This is a genomic window from Pseudarthrobacter siccitolerans, assembly GCF_030823375.1.
Classification (GTDB): domain Bacteria; phylum Actinomycetota; class Actinomycetes; order Actinomycetales; family Micrococcaceae; genus Arthrobacter; species Arthrobacter siccitolerans_A.
The window spans coordinates 2,879,755-2,893,404 of sequence record NZ_JAUSXB010000001.1 but is presented as its reverse complement, the minus strand read 5'-3'; the positions used below and the strand labels follow the sequence as shown (position 1 = coordinate 2,893,404).

Annotated in this window: 12 protein-coding genes and 1 pseudogene; 8 read left to right on the top strand and 5 right to left on the bottom strand. The window is 62.4% G+C overall.

The genetic code is table 11. The features are described 5' to 3' along the window. Positions 1-17 precede the first annotated feature (17 nt). The 6 genes from QFZ36_RS13465 to QFZ36_RS13440 are packed head-to-tail and all read left to right on the top strand — an operon-like array spanning position 18 to position 5,847. The gene (locus QFZ36_RS13465; protein WP_306637257.1) at positions 18-971 is read left to right on the top strand and encodes a carbohydrate ABC transporter permease; all 954 of its coding nucleotides are present in this window, start codon (positions 18-20) and stop codon (positions 969-971) included. A gap of 30 nt (positions 972-1,001) precedes the next feature. Further along, a complete protein-coding gene (locus tag QFZ36_RS13460; RefSeq protein ID WP_306637255.1) occupies positions 1,002-1,880 on the top strand; it encodes a carbohydrate ABC transporter permease in 879 nt (292 codons plus the stop codon). A gap of 39 nt (positions 1,881-1,919) precedes the next feature. Beyond that, positions 1,920-3,143 carry a Gfo/Idh/MocA family protein gene (locus QFZ36_RS13455; protein WP_306637252.1) on the top strand — a complete coding sequence of 408 codons (1,224 nt, stop codon included), beginning with the start codon at positions 1,920-1,922 and terminating at the stop codon, positions 3,141-3,143. A 5-nt stretch (positions 3,144-3,148) separates the two neighbouring features. Next, positions 3,149-4,153, top strand: coding sequence for a sugar phosphate isomerase/epimerase family protein (locus tag QFZ36_RS13450; protein ID WP_306637250.1), 1,005 nt, complete (start codon positions 3,149-3,151; stop codon positions 4,151-4,153). Between the two features lie 33 nt (positions 4,154-4,186). Next, a complete protein-coding gene (locus QFZ36_RS13445) occupies positions 4,187-4,885 on the top strand; it encodes a ThuA domain-containing protein (protein WP_306637248.1) in 699 nt (232 codons plus the stop codon). After that, a complete protein-coding gene (locus QFZ36_RS13440) occupies positions 4,870-5,847 on the top strand; it encodes a zinc-binding dehydrogenase (protein WP_306637238.1) in 978 nt (325 codons plus the stop codon). The genes QFZ36_RS13445 and QFZ36_RS13440 overlap by 16 nt, the downstream gene beginning before the upstream one ends. 31 nt (positions 5,848-5,878) lie before the next feature. Here QFZ36_RS13440 and QFZ36_RS13435 read toward each other — a convergent pair whose 3' ends face one another. The 5 genes from QFZ36_RS13435 to QFZ36_RS13415 form a co-directional block, all read right to left on the bottom strand. Continuing rightward, entirely contained in the window at positions 5,879-6,430 is a 552-nt protein-coding gene (locus QFZ36_RS13435) for a TetR/AcrR family transcriptional regulator (protein WP_306637236.1), read from the bottom strand. Positions 6,431-6,752: 322 nt separating this feature from the next. Further along, positions 6,753-7,790: a zinc-dependent alcohol dehydrogenase gene (locus tag QFZ36_RS13430; protein WP_306637232.1), complete on the bottom strand. Its 1,038-nt coding sequence runs from the start codon at positions 7,788-7,790 to the stop codon at positions 6,753-6,755. A 75-nt stretch (positions 7,791-7,865) separates the two neighbouring features. Continuing rightward, positions 7,866-8,756, bottom strand: coding sequence for a carbohydrate ABC transporter permease (locus tag QFZ36_RS13425; protein WP_306637229.1), 891 nt, complete (start codon positions 8,754-8,756; stop codon positions 7,866-7,868). Next, the gene (locus QFZ36_RS13420) at positions 8,753-9,727 is read right to left on the bottom strand and encodes a carbohydrate ABC transporter permease (protein ID WP_306637226.1); all 975 of its coding nucleotides are present in this window, start codon (positions 9,725-9,727) and stop codon (positions 8,753-8,755) included. The genes QFZ36_RS13425 and QFZ36_RS13420 overlap by 4 nt, the downstream gene beginning before the upstream one ends. A gap of 79 nt (positions 9,728-9,806) precedes the next feature. Next, positions 9,807-11,093, bottom strand: a complete 1,287-nt coding sequence (locus QFZ36_RS13415) for an ABC transporter substrate-binding protein (protein WP_306637223.1) — start codon at positions 11,091-11,093, stop codon at positions 9,807-9,809. A gap of 564 nt (positions 11,094-11,657) precedes the next feature. Between QFZ36_RS13415 and QFZ36_RS13410 the strand changes: the two genes are divergently transcribed. Continuing rightward, positions 11,658-12,482, top strand: coding sequence for a sugar phosphate isomerase/epimerase family protein (locus QFZ36_RS13410; protein WP_306637221.1), 825 nt, complete (start codon positions 11,658-11,660; stop codon positions 12,480-12,482). A gap of 363 nt (positions 12,483-12,845) precedes the next feature. Beyond that, a pseudogene (locus tag QFZ36_RS13405) lies at positions 12,846-13,408 on the top strand (recombinase family protein); the annotation flags it as partial. Between the last annotated feature and the right edge of the window lie 242 nt (positions 13,409-13,650).

Genomic DNA, 13,650 nt, shown 5'->3' with positions numbered 1-13,650 from the left:
CCGAGGAAAGAAACGTCATGACATCAACGACAGTCCGTTCCGTAACGCGCACGCTTCGCGGAACCGGCCCGGCGGGGCAAGGCCCCGCCGGGCGGCGGCCCCGGCGCGTCACCCGCGGCGGCCTGACCATGGCAGCTCTGGTCGCCCCGTCCATCATCCTGCTGGTACTGCTCAACGCCTACCCGTTGTTCAACGCCGCCGTCCAGGCTCTGCACAACGGATCCCTCATCGGCGACGGCCCCTTCGTGGGATTGGATAACTTCACCAAGGCCTTCGGGGACGCGGCCTTTTGGAAAGCGGCCCAGTTCACACTCGTCTTCACCCTCGCCGGTGTTTTCGGCAGCTGGGCCATCGGCCTGGCCCTGGCGCTGCTGATCCGGACCAGGATTCCCGGGACAGGAGTGTTCAAGGTCCTCCTGCTGCTGCCCTGGGTGGTGCCCGTCGTTGTTTCCGCCACCTCATGGAACTGGCTGGTCGCCACATCGACCAGCCCTATCCCTATCCTGGCCAAGGCCCTGGGCTTCGGGGACGTGCTGTTCCTGGCGAACCCCACCCTGGCCGCCCTGACGGTCTGCGTGTTCAAGGTCTGGATCAGCTTCCCGTTCATGATGCTCATGACCAGCGCCGCCCTATCCAGTGTCGAACCGACCGTCTACGAGGCGGCCCGTGTCGACGGGGCAACAAAGACCCAGATGTTCACAGGAATCACCTTGCCGCTGATCGCCCGATCCACCTACATCAGCTGGATCCTGATGACCATCTTCTGCGTCAACGACTTCCCCACCATCTACTTGCTCACCGGCGGCGGCCCCGTTGATGCGACCACCTCACTGGTCGTACTCGCCTACCGGGTCGTTTTCCAGAACTTCCAGACCGGCTACGGGGTAGCCATCGCCTTCCTGATGACCTTCGTCCTCGTCTTCGTCTCCGTGGTGCTGTACCGCCAGATCCGCAAATCAGTCATCCACTGACCCGGACCGGCACCCAAAGAAAGGCCCACCATGTCCGCACCAGCAACCACCCGGCCAGTGCCGGCCCCGGCCGCCGGCCGCCCGCGGGAACTTACCAGCGACACGAACGCCAGGCACGGCCAATGGCTCCGATTCGCCCTCCTCTCCGTCATCACCGCGATCGTCCTGGTCCCCGTGGCAGCAGTGTTCATCCTTGCCCTGCAGCCTCCCGTCGCCACCGGCGGCAGCATCGGCTTTGACTCCTTCACCTACGTGCTCACCCAGACCGCCGCCCTGCACTGGCTGGGCAACAGCCTTTGGGTTACCCTCATCACCGTCATCGCCGCCGTCGTCGTCGCGGCGCCAGCAGGATACGTGGTATCCCGAGGGCGCAATAGGCTCGTCGCGGGCTACTCCCTCTTGCTGTTCGTTGTCCAGAGCCTGCCCGTCATCGTTTCCGTCATTCCCTTGTTCATCCTTTTCGCCAACCTGGGACTCGCGGACTCCCTCACCGGGGTCACCATCATCTACGTCGGTGGCACCCTCTCCGTAGCCACCTGGATGATGGCCGCCTACTTCGACTCGATCCCGATCAGTCTCGAAGAAGCTGCCTGGATGGACGGCTGCTCAGTCTTCGGCAGCTTCCTTCGTGTCGTGCTTCGTAACTCCCTTCCAGGAGTCCTTTCCACCGCTATCTTCAGCTTCCTCGTCTGCTGGAATGATTACCTCATCGCCGTGATCTTCCTGCGCTCCAACAACCACTTCACCCTGCCGGTGGGCCTGCAGACTTTCTTTCAGCAGAACGCCACGGACTGGGGCCCCGTCATGGCTGTCGCCGTCATCATGGTCCTGCCTCCGATCATCGTCTTCGGCTGCCTCAACCGTTACTTCAGCGTCGGGGGCATCGGCGGCTCCCTCGCCGGCCAATAAAAGGCAACACCTGCACTTCCTCTCCCGAAAGGTTTTCCAATGTTCCCCACCACCGACCTCCCGCAACCGCTCCGCATCGGCATGGTGGGCTACGCCTTCATGGGTGCGGCCCACTCCCACGCCTGGCGTACCGCGCCCCGGTTCTTTGACCTGCCGCTGCAGCCTCAGCTCACTGCCGTGGCCGGAAGGAACGCCGACGGCGTGCGGGCCGCGGCGGACAAGCTTGGCTGGGAGTCGGTTGAGACGGACTGGCGCCGGCTGATCGAACGGGACGACATCGACCTGATCGACATCTGCACCCCCGGCGACACCCACGCCGAGATAGCGATCGCGGCCCTTGAGGCCGGCAAGCACGTGCTGTGCGAGAAACCCCTGGCCAACTCCGTCGAGGAGGCAGAGCGGATGAGCGCGGCGGCCGACGACGCCGCCCGAAACGGCGTTTACGCCATGTGCGGGTACTCCTACCGGCGCACCCCAGCGCTGGCACTGGCCAAACGCTTCGTCGAACAGGGCAGGCTCGGCCACATTCGCCAGGTCAGGGCCCAGTACCTGCAGGACTGGCTCAGTGACGAGAACGCACCGCTGACCTGGCGGATGGACAAGAGCAAGTCCGGTTCGGGGTCCCTGGGAGACATCGGTGCGCACATCATCGACGCCACCCAATGGATCACCGGCCAAAAAATCACCGGCGTTTCTGCCCTGATGGAGACGTTCGTCAAAGAACGTCCTATAGGCGGAGACTTCGTCGGCCTGGGCGGCCACGGCACCACAGGCCAAGCCGCGCAAAAAGGCCCGGTAACGGTCGATGACGCAGTGGTCTTCAGTGCAAAGTTCGACGGCGGCCCGATCGGCGTCTTTGAAGCATCGCGGGCAGCCCTTGGGCGCCGCAACGCCATGCGCATCGAAGTCAACGGATCAGAAGGATCCCTGGCCTTCGACTTCGAAGACATGAACTACCTCTCCGTCTATGACCGTGCCGAAGAGCCCGACGCCGGATTCCGGCGCATCATGGTCACTGAGCCCGAGCACCCCTACGTGGGCAACTGGTGGCCCACCGGCCACGGACTGGGGTACGAGCACGGCTTCACGCACCAGGTGGTGGACCTTGTCACGGCAATCGGTGAAGGCCGTCAACCGGAACCCTCATTCACGGATGCCCTGCAGGTGCAAAAAGTCCTGGCAACTGTTGAAGCTAGTGCCAACGACAACTGCCGGTGGACCGACGTAGGATCCACTGCCGCAGTTTCGGCCGGAAGCCGGTGACAGAGATGACACGGCCAATCACGCTTTTTACCGGCCAGTGGGCCGACCTGCCCTTTGAGGAGGTGGCCCGGCTCGCCGGCGAGTGGGGCTTCGACGGGCTCGAGATTGCCTGCTGGGGCGACCACCTGGACCCCCGCCGCGCCGCGGAAGACGACAACTACCTCCAGGGCCGGCTGGACATCCTGGAAAAAAACAACCTGCGCGTCTTCGCCATCGCCAACCACCTCACCGGCCAGGCCGTCTGCGATGACCCCATCGACGAACGCCACCAAGGCATCCTCTCCACCGAAATCTGGGGCACCGGCGAACCCGAAGGAGTACGCCGCCGGGCCGCCGAATCAATGAAAGACACCGCCCGGGCAGCCGCCCGCCTCGGCGTGAACACCGTCACCGGGTTCACCGGCTCCTCCATCTGGAAAGCCGTCGCCATGTTCCCGCCCGCCTCCGAAACCATGATCGACGCCGGCTACCAGGACTTCGCGGACCGCTGGAACCCCATCCTGGACGTCTTCGAAGAACAAGGCGTCCGGTTCGCCCTGGAAGTCCACCCCTCCGAAATCGCCTACGACTACTGGACCACCAAACGCACCCTCGAAGCCATCGGGCACCGCAAGAGCTTCGGGCTGAACTTCGACCCGTCCCACTTCATCTGGCAAGACCTGGACCCGGTAATGTTCCTGCAGGACTTCGCCGAACACATCCTCCACGTCCACGTAAAAGAATCCATCCGCCAACTCGACGGCCGCAACGGACGCCTCGGCTCCCACCTGGCCTGGGCAGATCCCCGCCGCGGCTGGGACTTCGTCACCGCAGGCCACGGGGACGTGCCATGGAACCGGATCTTCCGGACCCTGAACGCCATCGGCTACAACGGCCCCACCAGCATCGAATGGGAAGACGCCGGCATGGACCGCCTCACCGGCGCCCCGCAGGCACTGGCCATGGTCCAGGAACTCGCCCGGATAGCCCCGCCCGCAGCCGCCTTCGACGCCGCCTTCACCAGCCACTAAAACGCCACCATCCCACAATTAAGGAACCACTTCATGACCGAGAATAAGACCGCCCTGGTGGTCCGCGGCGGCTGGGACGGCCACCAGCCCTACGAAGCCACCGAACTCTTCATCCCCTACCTCAAAGACAACGGCTACGACGTCCGCGTCGAAGAATCACCCAAGGTCTACGCCGACACCCACTACATGGCAGGCGTGGACCTGATCATGCAATGCATGACCATGACCACCATCGAAAAAGAAGAATTCGCCGGGCTCCGCACCGCCGTCGAAAACGGCACCGGCCTGGCCGGCTGGCACGGCGGGATCGCCGATTCCTACCGGAACAACTCCGACTACCTCCACCTGATCGGCGGGCAGTTCGCCTGCCACCCCGGCAAGCACCCCGACCAATGCACCGGCGAACAGTCAGACAACTACATGCCCTACACCATCAACATGCTCCCCGCAGCCGCCGAACACCCCATCACCAAAGGCCTCAAGGACTTCGACCTGGTCACCGAACAATACTGGGTCCTCTCCGACGACTACATCGACGTCCTGGCCACCACCACCCAAAAAGCCCGGGAATGGGACCCCTGGAACCGCGAAGTCACCTCCCCCGCCATCTGGACCCGCCAATGGGGCAAAGGCCGCATCTTCGTCACCACCCCCGGCCACCGCGTCGAAATCCTCCAAAACACCAACATCCGCACCATCATCGAAAGGGGCCTGCTATGGGCAAGCCGCTGATCAGCACCTTGGATCAGAAAGCCGAGACGAAACTGGCCAGCTGGCTTACTGCCACCGGGCCGGGGAAAGTGACCATCGACCAAGGGCAGCCGGAGATGCTGCCCGGCGGCCACGTGAGGGTTCGGGTGGCCTACGTCGGAGTATGCCATTCAGATACTGCCATGGTCCGGGAAGGCCAAGGCCCCTTTCCCTCGCGGCTTGGCCACGAAGTCTCGGGCACGATTACAGAGAGTACTGATCCGGCTCTCCACGCGGGCCTGCCGGTCGCTGCCTATGTCACTGACGGATATGCAACGGAGATCATCGTCCCCAACGATAGGATCATCCCGCTCCACCCCGGCTGCAGCCTTCGGGACGCCGCGTTGGCCGAACCGCTCGCCTGCGTCATCGGCGGCCTCGAAATGCTCGAACTGGCGCAGGCCTCCGAAGTGATCCTGGTCGGTGCCGGTTTCATGGGTTTGATGGCCCTTCGCCTGCTGGTCGCCCAAGGGCACCGGGTCACCGTCATCGAACCCCGCGACACTGCCAGGGAGCTGGCTAACAAATGGGGGGCGGACCGGACCTTCAGCCCGGACGAGGTCACCGACGCCATGATGCAGAACAATTCATTCGTCATTGAAGCCACCGGCGCGGCCGCCGGGCTTGATCTTGCAGCGAGCCTGGTGCAGATCGGCGGCACATTAGGAATCATGGGCTACCACCAGTCCAACGGCGGCAAACGCACCGTGGACATGGAGAGCTGGAACTACCGGGCCCTACGCGTACTCAGCCTCCATCACCGCAACCCCGAGGACGTGATGCGGTGGATGAACCGGGCACAACGTCTCAGCGCCCACAAGATCCTCTCACCATCCGACCTGGTCGACTCCCTTGTCCGGCTCGAAGACCTGCCCGCACTCTTCGCCGGAGAGGGCGGCCACAATTCCATCAAAACACTCCTTGACCTCACCGAGGCCTCGTGATGAAACCGGGGACCGGAACAGCGGAAGATTTTCAAGCCGGCGCGAGGCGCTCGTTCAGGCAATCGATATAGGCACCGAAGGAAGACTCGAGGTCGAACGAGCGGTTTAGCAGAAACTGTATCTCCAGCCCGTCCATGGTGGCCAGGAGGAATTCCGCCTCGTGCGCGATCTCCTGTACGCCGAGCGGTCGAAAGTGCCCGCTTGCGGCTGCCTCGGCGAAAAGTTCACGCATGTCCCCCAGGCTTGTGCGGTAGCGGGCTGTCATGAAATCGTGTGCGGGGTGCTCCGGGGATGTGGCTTCAGCTGCCATGGTCGTGTAGAGCGCCAGGAGGCCTGGGTGGCGGACGTGGTAGGACATCAGGCGCCGGAACCCCTCCAGCAGCGCGTACCCGCGGAGATCTGGTCCAACGACGTCGGCGGTGGCCTTCCCCCAGTGCTCGAGTACGGCTATGAGCAGGCCTTCCTTGCTTCCGAACAGCTTCATGATGGCCCCGGGTGTCAGGCCCACCCGGTCCGCCACTTGCTGCAAAGTACCTCCCTTGAAACCGTTCTGGCCGAAGACCTCGACTGCGACTTCAACCATCTTCTGCCGCTGCTCGATCCCCTTCCGGTAAGGTCCCCGACGAGCCCTTGGAGTCTGCACTGTCATCTTTCACGCCTCCTGTGCCGTTCTAGAAAGAGACTATTGCACGAAAGGTGAATGCCCATATTCGGCTCGTTTCCTGGACGGAGGGGAGCCGAAATTGTGCCCTACGACTGTACCTACGTGCAGTGGGCTAATCCGGGCGCAAGGGGTGCCTGATATTGAGACGCGTCCGCCCCCAATGCTTGTGAATGGTTTTTTCCTCGCCATCGGCTGCCGGGTGGAGGACGGGCCTCCTACGGTTCCTTCCACCCGGCGCGGCTCACGTTCTTTCCAACTCCTCCTCATCGAACTCGCCGTGCGGGAACAGCAAGATTTTGCCGCATGCGCCAGTGTCTTGGATATCCATGGCATCGGAGACATCCTCGAGCGGCATCCTATGGGTGATCATGAGGTCGATGAGGTGGCCCGCCTTGCGGACCGTCCGCCACATTTCCTCAGCCAGTTTGAGGCTGTTCCAGTGCCACACACCGAAGATGTCGATGCCCTGCGGGACGAGGGGCGGGAAGGTGACGTCACCAGTCCAGGCCACGACGCTGAGTCGTCCGCGCGGCCGGATGGACAGTGCGAGGTTCTTCGCTGCCACCGGGGCGCCGCTGGTCTCGATGCCAGCGTCGGCGCCGCGCCCCGTATTCGCTTTGACGATCGAGGGTACGTCTTCTTCCATGGGGTTGAAGACGCGCTCTGCGCCCAGCTTAAGGGCCAGCTCCGCCCGGTAGGGATGGGTCTCGACGGCGAACACACGCGCTCCGCGGGTCACGCCCTGCACCACGGCGCCCAGGCCCACGGGGCCGCAGCCCGAGACGAGGAGGACGTCGAGGGCGTCGACGCGCATCCTTTCGAGGGCCCCGAACGTCGGCCCGAAGCCGCAGCACGCCATGGCGGCGTGCACCAGTGGGATGTCATCCGGAATCCTGACGACGAGCCAGTCCGGCTTGAGCAGGTACTGGGAGTACGTTGCCGTCCCGTAGTCCTGGCCTGTCTCTGCCAGCACGTCACGCTGATCGGGGCAGTGCATATAGTCGCCCGAACTGCAGAGGTAGCACAGGCCGCAGCCGTAATGCGGCATGACCGCGACCCGGTCCCCCACCTGGAAACGCCGCGAGTTCCCGGCATCGGTGATCACTCCCACCGCCTCGTGTCCCAGGGAGTGGTCCTCGATCCCGTTTTGGCGCTTCTTGAACTCGGTACACATCGGCGCGACCAGGATCTTGACGACGACGAGGTCTCCGCTGGCCTTCGGGGTACTCCTGTCGGAGACCTCGACTTTTCCCTTGCCCGTGATCTCCGCTGATCTCACTTTTGACTCTTTTCTCTTCTTGTGATGGTTCATTCCCGCCGGCTCCGGCTGGCGGCGGCATATTGGACCGGTTCGCTAGCCCTTGACGGCGCCTTCGAGAAGGCCGCGCATGAACTGCTTCCGGAAGATCAGATACATGGCCAGCGGCAGCGCGGTGGCGAAGGTCAGCACTGCCATCTGCGTGGCGAGCTGCACGGTGGTGCGGCCGGTGAACTGCAGCACGCCGATAGGGATGGTGTACATCTCTTCTGACTGCAGGTACACAATCGGGTAGATGAAGTCATTCCATACCCAGACCGCAGTGAAGATGAGTACCGTGGTCATCGGCGAGGCCGCAAGCGGGAGGTAGACCTGGCGGAAGATCCGGAACTGCGAAGCGCCGTCCATGATGGCTGCCTCCCGAAGTTCCTTCGGAACAGAGTCGAAGAAGTTGCGCATCATGAGGATGCCGAAGGAGGTCCAGCCACCGTAGGTGAAGATGAGGCTCCAGTAGGTGTTCTCGATGCCCCACAGAGTGATCCACCTGAAGCCCGCGACGACGAGCGCCTGGGGCGGGATCGTAAGCCCGATGATAAGGAGCACGAACAGGATGTTCTTACCGGGGAAGGTGTAGGCCGAAAAACCGTATCCTGCGAGAACTGACAGCACCGCGATGAGCGCGACGCTCGTGATGTTCACGAATATGCTGCTGCCCAGCCACGTGAGGATATCGCCCTCCCGGAAAAGTTTGGTGTAGTTGTCGAAGCCCCAGCTGCCACTGAAGTCGAAGGGGTGCATGAGGACGCTGCCGTTGTCCCGGAGCGATGTGGAGAACATCCACAGCACCGGGTAGAGAATCGTGACGGCGAGCAGGCTGAGCACCGCGTAGAGCGTGGTGCGCCGGATGATTCGCCAGAAGCGAGGCGCTCTGTTCTGTTGGTCCTCCTTGAGTACCAGCCTGATGTCGGGGTTCTCGAGGACGGTCACTGGACGTTTCCTTTCTGATTGGCACGGACGTAGAAAACGGCGAGGATCAGCGTGGCCACGAGCAGGACACTCATGATCGCGCTGCCGTAGCCCACCTGGTTGCCGGTGAAGGCCTGGAAGAATGCCCATGACGCGAGCACCTCCGTGCCATGATTCGGACCGCCAGAGGTGGCGACGTAGACAGTGGCGAACACCTTCAGGCTCTCGATGGCGCCGAGCAGGACCACCAGCCGGAAGGTGGGTGCGAGCAGTGGGGTGGTCACGTACCAGGTCTCTTGCCAGGAGTTCGCGCCGTCTACCTTCGCGGCCTCCGTCACTTCCCCCGGCAAGGCCGACATCCCTGCGAGGAAGACAAAGAGAAAGAGCCCGAAACCGAGCCAGACGTCCAGGCCGATCAGCAGCGGCAGGGCCCGGTTCGGGTCGCCCAGCCAGGAGCCGGCCAGGTTTCCCAAGCCGATGGACCGCAGGAGCGGGTTGATGAGCCCGTTGTTGGGATCGACGAGGAACTTGAGCAGGAGGCTGACCACGATGAGCGACAGGATGCTCGGGATCACGAATACCGCCCGGAAGAACGCGGCCCCGGGGAAGACCCGCCGCAGGGCGAGTGCCAGCATGAAAGCCAGGATGCCCTTCAGTATGACGGTCGTGGCGAGGAAGATCCCGTTGTGCAGGAGCGCCTGCAGGAACACCGGATCGTTCGCGAGCTTGATGTAGTTCTTGACCCCGTTGGGCTGGATTGAGTTGTAGCCGACACCGTTCCAGCTCGTGAAGCTCAGCAGGATCGTGAGCAGGAGGGGGATCAGCAGGAAGCCAGCGTAGAAGAAATAAGCGGGAAGGATAAAGCCGGTTGCCCCAAGCTTCGACCGCCCGGAAATGTGGGTCCCGCGCCGTTTCCGGCTTTCCCTGGGTTCAATCGCGTCGGTCAGCGTCTCCCGCTGATGCTCGATGGGTGGAACAGAAACTGCAGACATTGCCTTCTCCTCATTGAGATGGGGTTGGGCGCGGGCCATGCAAGCGCCGCGCCCAACCTGTGAATCGGACCGGAGGGCCCTATTCGGCGGCGGCGGCCTGCGCAGCCTGCTGCAGCTTTGACACGAAATCCTTGGGCTGCATTGCACCGGAGGTCAGAGCAGCAGCTCCGTTATACATCGAGTCCTCGCCCACGCTAGGCGGCACAAGGTTTTCGAAGTAGGCGATCACATTGTTGCCCGGCAAGGACAGCGCCTCGGAAATGGCGTCGTAGGACGCCTTCACCCGGGGGCTCATCTCTTTATCAGCGCCTACGATGACGTTAACGAGACCGCTCTTGGCAAACTCTGCACCCGCACCGCTGCCGGGATCGGAAATGTAGTCCAGGAACTTCAAACCGGCATCGGTGTTACCACTGTTGGCGGTGACGCCAAAGACATTTGTAAAGCCGCCGAGGATCTGGTGTGAGGGCTTGGATGGATCAACCTGCGGGAACGCGACAGCTTCGGTTTCGAATTCCGGCGGGGTGTCCGCAAGGGTCGAGTTGAACCAGGTTCCCGTGTTCATCATTGCGGCCTTGCCCGAGAGAAAGAGCTGGAGCATGGCGTTGTAGTCCTGGCCCTCGACACCCTGCGGAAACACGCCCGCCTTACCGAGGTCGTACAGATCCTGCGCGGACTGCTCGAAGCAAGGGTCGTCCCACTTTGCTCCGTCCTGCTTTGCCGCCTTCAGGATCGTGTCCACAGAGCAGCGCTGAATGGTGAGCAGATACCACCAGTGCGCCGCCGGCCAGCCGTCACCCGCATAGAGCGAGACCGGGCTGACGCCGGCGCCGTTGAGCTTACCGGCAGCTGCTTTCAATTCGTCGATCGTCGACGGCGCCTTGAGGCCGTGCTGGTCCATAATGTCCGGGTTGACGAAGATCTGCTCGCTGGTGTCCACGTTCCATGGGATGCAGTAGACCTTCCCTTCGTACCCGCAGGCGTCCATCACTGCCTGGCTTTCACCGTATGTGAAGTTGTCCTTGTGCTCGTTATACCAGTCTGTGATATCCATCAGCTGGCCGGCTTTCGCGTAGTCAGCCGTCTGCTGGTACCCCTCATACTGGAGCACAGTCGGTGGGTTGTTACCGGAAAGGCCTGTGCGGATGACCGTGTTGGCCTCGTCATTCGCGATGGCGCGGCCCTCGAATTGCCCATCCGGGTTCGCCTTGTTGTACCCCTTAAGAATGGTGTCCATCGCCGTGCCTCCCTCGCCGGAGAACTGGTGCCACACCGTGAGCGCCTTGCTGCTGCTGGCAGCACCTCCGCTGCCGTTGTTCAGACCGCAGCCAGCGAGGGTCATTGTCGACCCCGCCAGAACCGCCAAAGCCGCAAGGAGCCGCCTGCGCCCGGCTGATGTTGTTGTAACCACGTTGTCACCTATCTGGAATGTGCCTATGTACTGCAGGACTGCCGGGATCTCCGAGTCGGGAGCCGCTCCGGGAACCGCTGCCTCCTTGCCGCGATCCCGGCCGAGATCTCCTCGGCACTAAAAGTATATAGACGTGCACTTTTCGCGCAATGGTTTCGTTGCAAAAATTCTTATCCCTTTCGCCTGCCCGGAGGCTCCCCCAATCGGCGACAGAGCGTGGGCGGATAAGAATAAATTTGGCCGCCCCACATCTCTTGCCAAACGAAAGGTAATCGGGCATATACTTTTACCGGAGCAATCCTGATAGCCAGCACTTGACTGGGCTATCAAACAGCCAGATGCGCCACCTTGAGCAATGAGGCGAGGGAGACGAAGTGCGCCAACACGCCACGGCTGCTGATTGACCTGGCGCCCCATCAGCAAAAGACAGTCCCATATGGGCTGCTCTTTGCGGGCGAGCTGCCGGCAAGGGGTTCCATTCCATTCCCGCACTAACCGAAAAAATCAATGGAGAGAACAGTGAATAACGACATCTCGTTCATGGGAGCCAACCTCGTAGCACAGCAACTCGACTGGAACATGACCGAGGGCTGGAACCAGGGCGACAGCGCTGCCAACGACTGGTACCGCCCGATCTCGACCTTCGAGGAACGCTTTGACGCGTTCGTGCAAAGCGCGGTCCACGCCGGCTTCGACACCTTGGACGTCTGGCACCCCCAGCTCAACTACGAGTGGGCAACGGACGAGCACATCACCGGGGCCCAGCGCGTGCTGCAGAAGCACGGCGTAACCGTCGCGAGCTACGGCAGCAGCTACGGTGACACCGTGAAGAAGTTCCGGCGCGCAAACGAAATCGCGAAAGCCCTCGGCACGAACATTCTCGGCGGCCAGACGCCGCTTCTTCTCTCAGACCGCACTTCTGTCATCGGAATCCTGAAGGAGTTTGGCAACGTGCTCGGCCTCGAGAACCACCCCCAGAAGAGCGCAGCGGAGCTCCTCGACGAGATCGGCAACGACCACGACGGCGTGATCGGCGCGACTGTGGATACGGGCTGGTTCGGAACCCAAGGCTTCGATGCCGCTCAGGCGATCCGCGAACTCGGCAGCAACGTCTTCTACGTACACCTCAAGGACGTGCGCGCCGTAGGCGCCCACGACACATGCGCCTACGGCGATGGCATCGTCCCGATCGAGGATTGCGTCCGGGCACTAAATGAGATCGGCTACGACAGGCCGATCAGCATCGAGCACGAGCCCGAGCACTACAACCCGTTCCCCGAGGTTCTCCGTAGTCGCGCACGACTGCTCGAGCTCCTCGAAGAAACCGAAATGAGCTTCACCTAAAACACCGTTGGCAACCGCAGGGCGAGGGAACGGATGCAGTCGACGAGGCGCCCGTGAGTGGCGGGGCCAGTTCGAAGCCCAGGCAAGACCCGTTGCTAGAAGCTAATGTCCTTCCCGGTGGTCAAACCGCAGGGGTCACCTATTCTTTGGCTTGACAGAGATGATTGTTGGCCGATGGCCCCGGCTTTGTTGCCGTCCGATAGCTTGCACGATTCATTCGTGGTGCCGTGCCGGCTCACCCTGGGCAAGCCTCCCCATTCAGATTGGCTACACCCCAACCTGACGAAACTGAGCGGTAAATCTTGACTTTCTTCGGGGACATGCTTCGAACTCAACCTGACAGCACGAGGGTTGGAGGCACCGGTGGCCGGACAGAGGATCGGGTACGTACGCGTCAGCACGTTGGACCAGAACGAGAAACGCCAGCTTGAAGGCCAGATATTGGACCGGGTCTTCACGGACAAGGCATCCAGCAGGGACACCGCCAGGCCACAGCTCACGGAACTGCTGCGGTTCGCCCGCGATGGCGACACCGTCGTGGTGCACAGCATGGACCGGCTCGCCCGCAACCTCGACGATCTACGCGCCCTCGTCCAAGGCATGACGCGCAAGGGTGTACGCGTGGAGTTCGTCAAAGAGAGCCTGGTCTTCACCGGCGAGGACTCCCCATGGCCAACCTCATGCTCTCCGTCATGGGCGCCTTCGCCGAATTCGAACGCTCCCTCATCAGAGAACGCCAAAAGGAAGGCATCGCCCTGGCCAAACAGCGTGGCGCCTACAAAGGACGCAAAAAGACCCTCACACCCGAACGGGCTGCCGAACCGGTCCAACGCGCCGGCAACGGTGTCCCGAAAGCCCTCCTTGCCCGTGACTACGGAATCAGCCGCGAAACGGTATACCAGTACCTGCGCCACGCAAAGCTGGAATGCATCGCTCCCCTGCCGAGGCCGTCGTTGGCCATGTTTACGCGGCCACAGCTGATGGAAGGTCAAATTATCGGCGTCCGGGCAGGTCCTCATCCGAGATGCTTCGACGAAGTGCTCCTTCCCGGGTGCAGGCCAGGCGCAAGCAAAACCCCTCCGGAGTCACCCATGTGGAGTACCAATTTGCGTGGGGGCTACGACTTCGTCTCATTTGGATGGCTTGTGTGAACCTGCTCCAGGTAGAC

Bases quoted from the DNA above. Each gene is read 5' to 3' on its own strand.
- QFZ36_RS13465 (WP_306637257.1), top strand. From the start codon at position 18: ATGACATCAACGACAGTCCGTTCCGTAACGCGCACGCTTCGCGGAACC.
- QFZ36_RS13455 (WP_306637252.1), top strand. From the start codon at position 1,920: ATGTTCCCCACCACCGACCTCCCGCAACCGCTCCGCATCGGCATGGTG.
- QFZ36_RS13440 (WP_306637238.1), top strand. From the start codon at position 4,870: ATGGGCAAGCCGCTGATCAGCACCTTGGATCAGAAAGCCGAGACGAAA.
- QFZ36_RS13445 (WP_306637248.1), top strand. From the start codon at position 4,187: ATGACCGAGAATAAGACCGCCCTGGTGGTCCGCGGCGGCTGGGACGGC.
- QFZ36_RS13450 (WP_306637250.1), top strand. From the start codon at position 3,149: ATGACACGGCCAATCACGCTTTTTACCGGCCAGTGGGCCGACCTGCCC.
- QFZ36_RS13435 (WP_306637236.1), bottom strand. From the start codon at position 6,430: ATGGTTGAAGTCGCAGTCGAGGTCTTCGGCCAGAACGGTTTCAAGGGA.
- QFZ36_RS13460 (WP_306637255.1), top strand. From the start codon at position 1,002: ATGTCCGCACCAGCAACCACCCGGCCAGTGCCGGCCCCGGCCGCCGGC.
- QFZ36_RS13420 (WP_306637226.1), bottom strand. From the start codon at position 9,727: ATGTCTGCAGTTTCTGTTCCACCCATCGAGCATCAGCGGGAGACGCTG.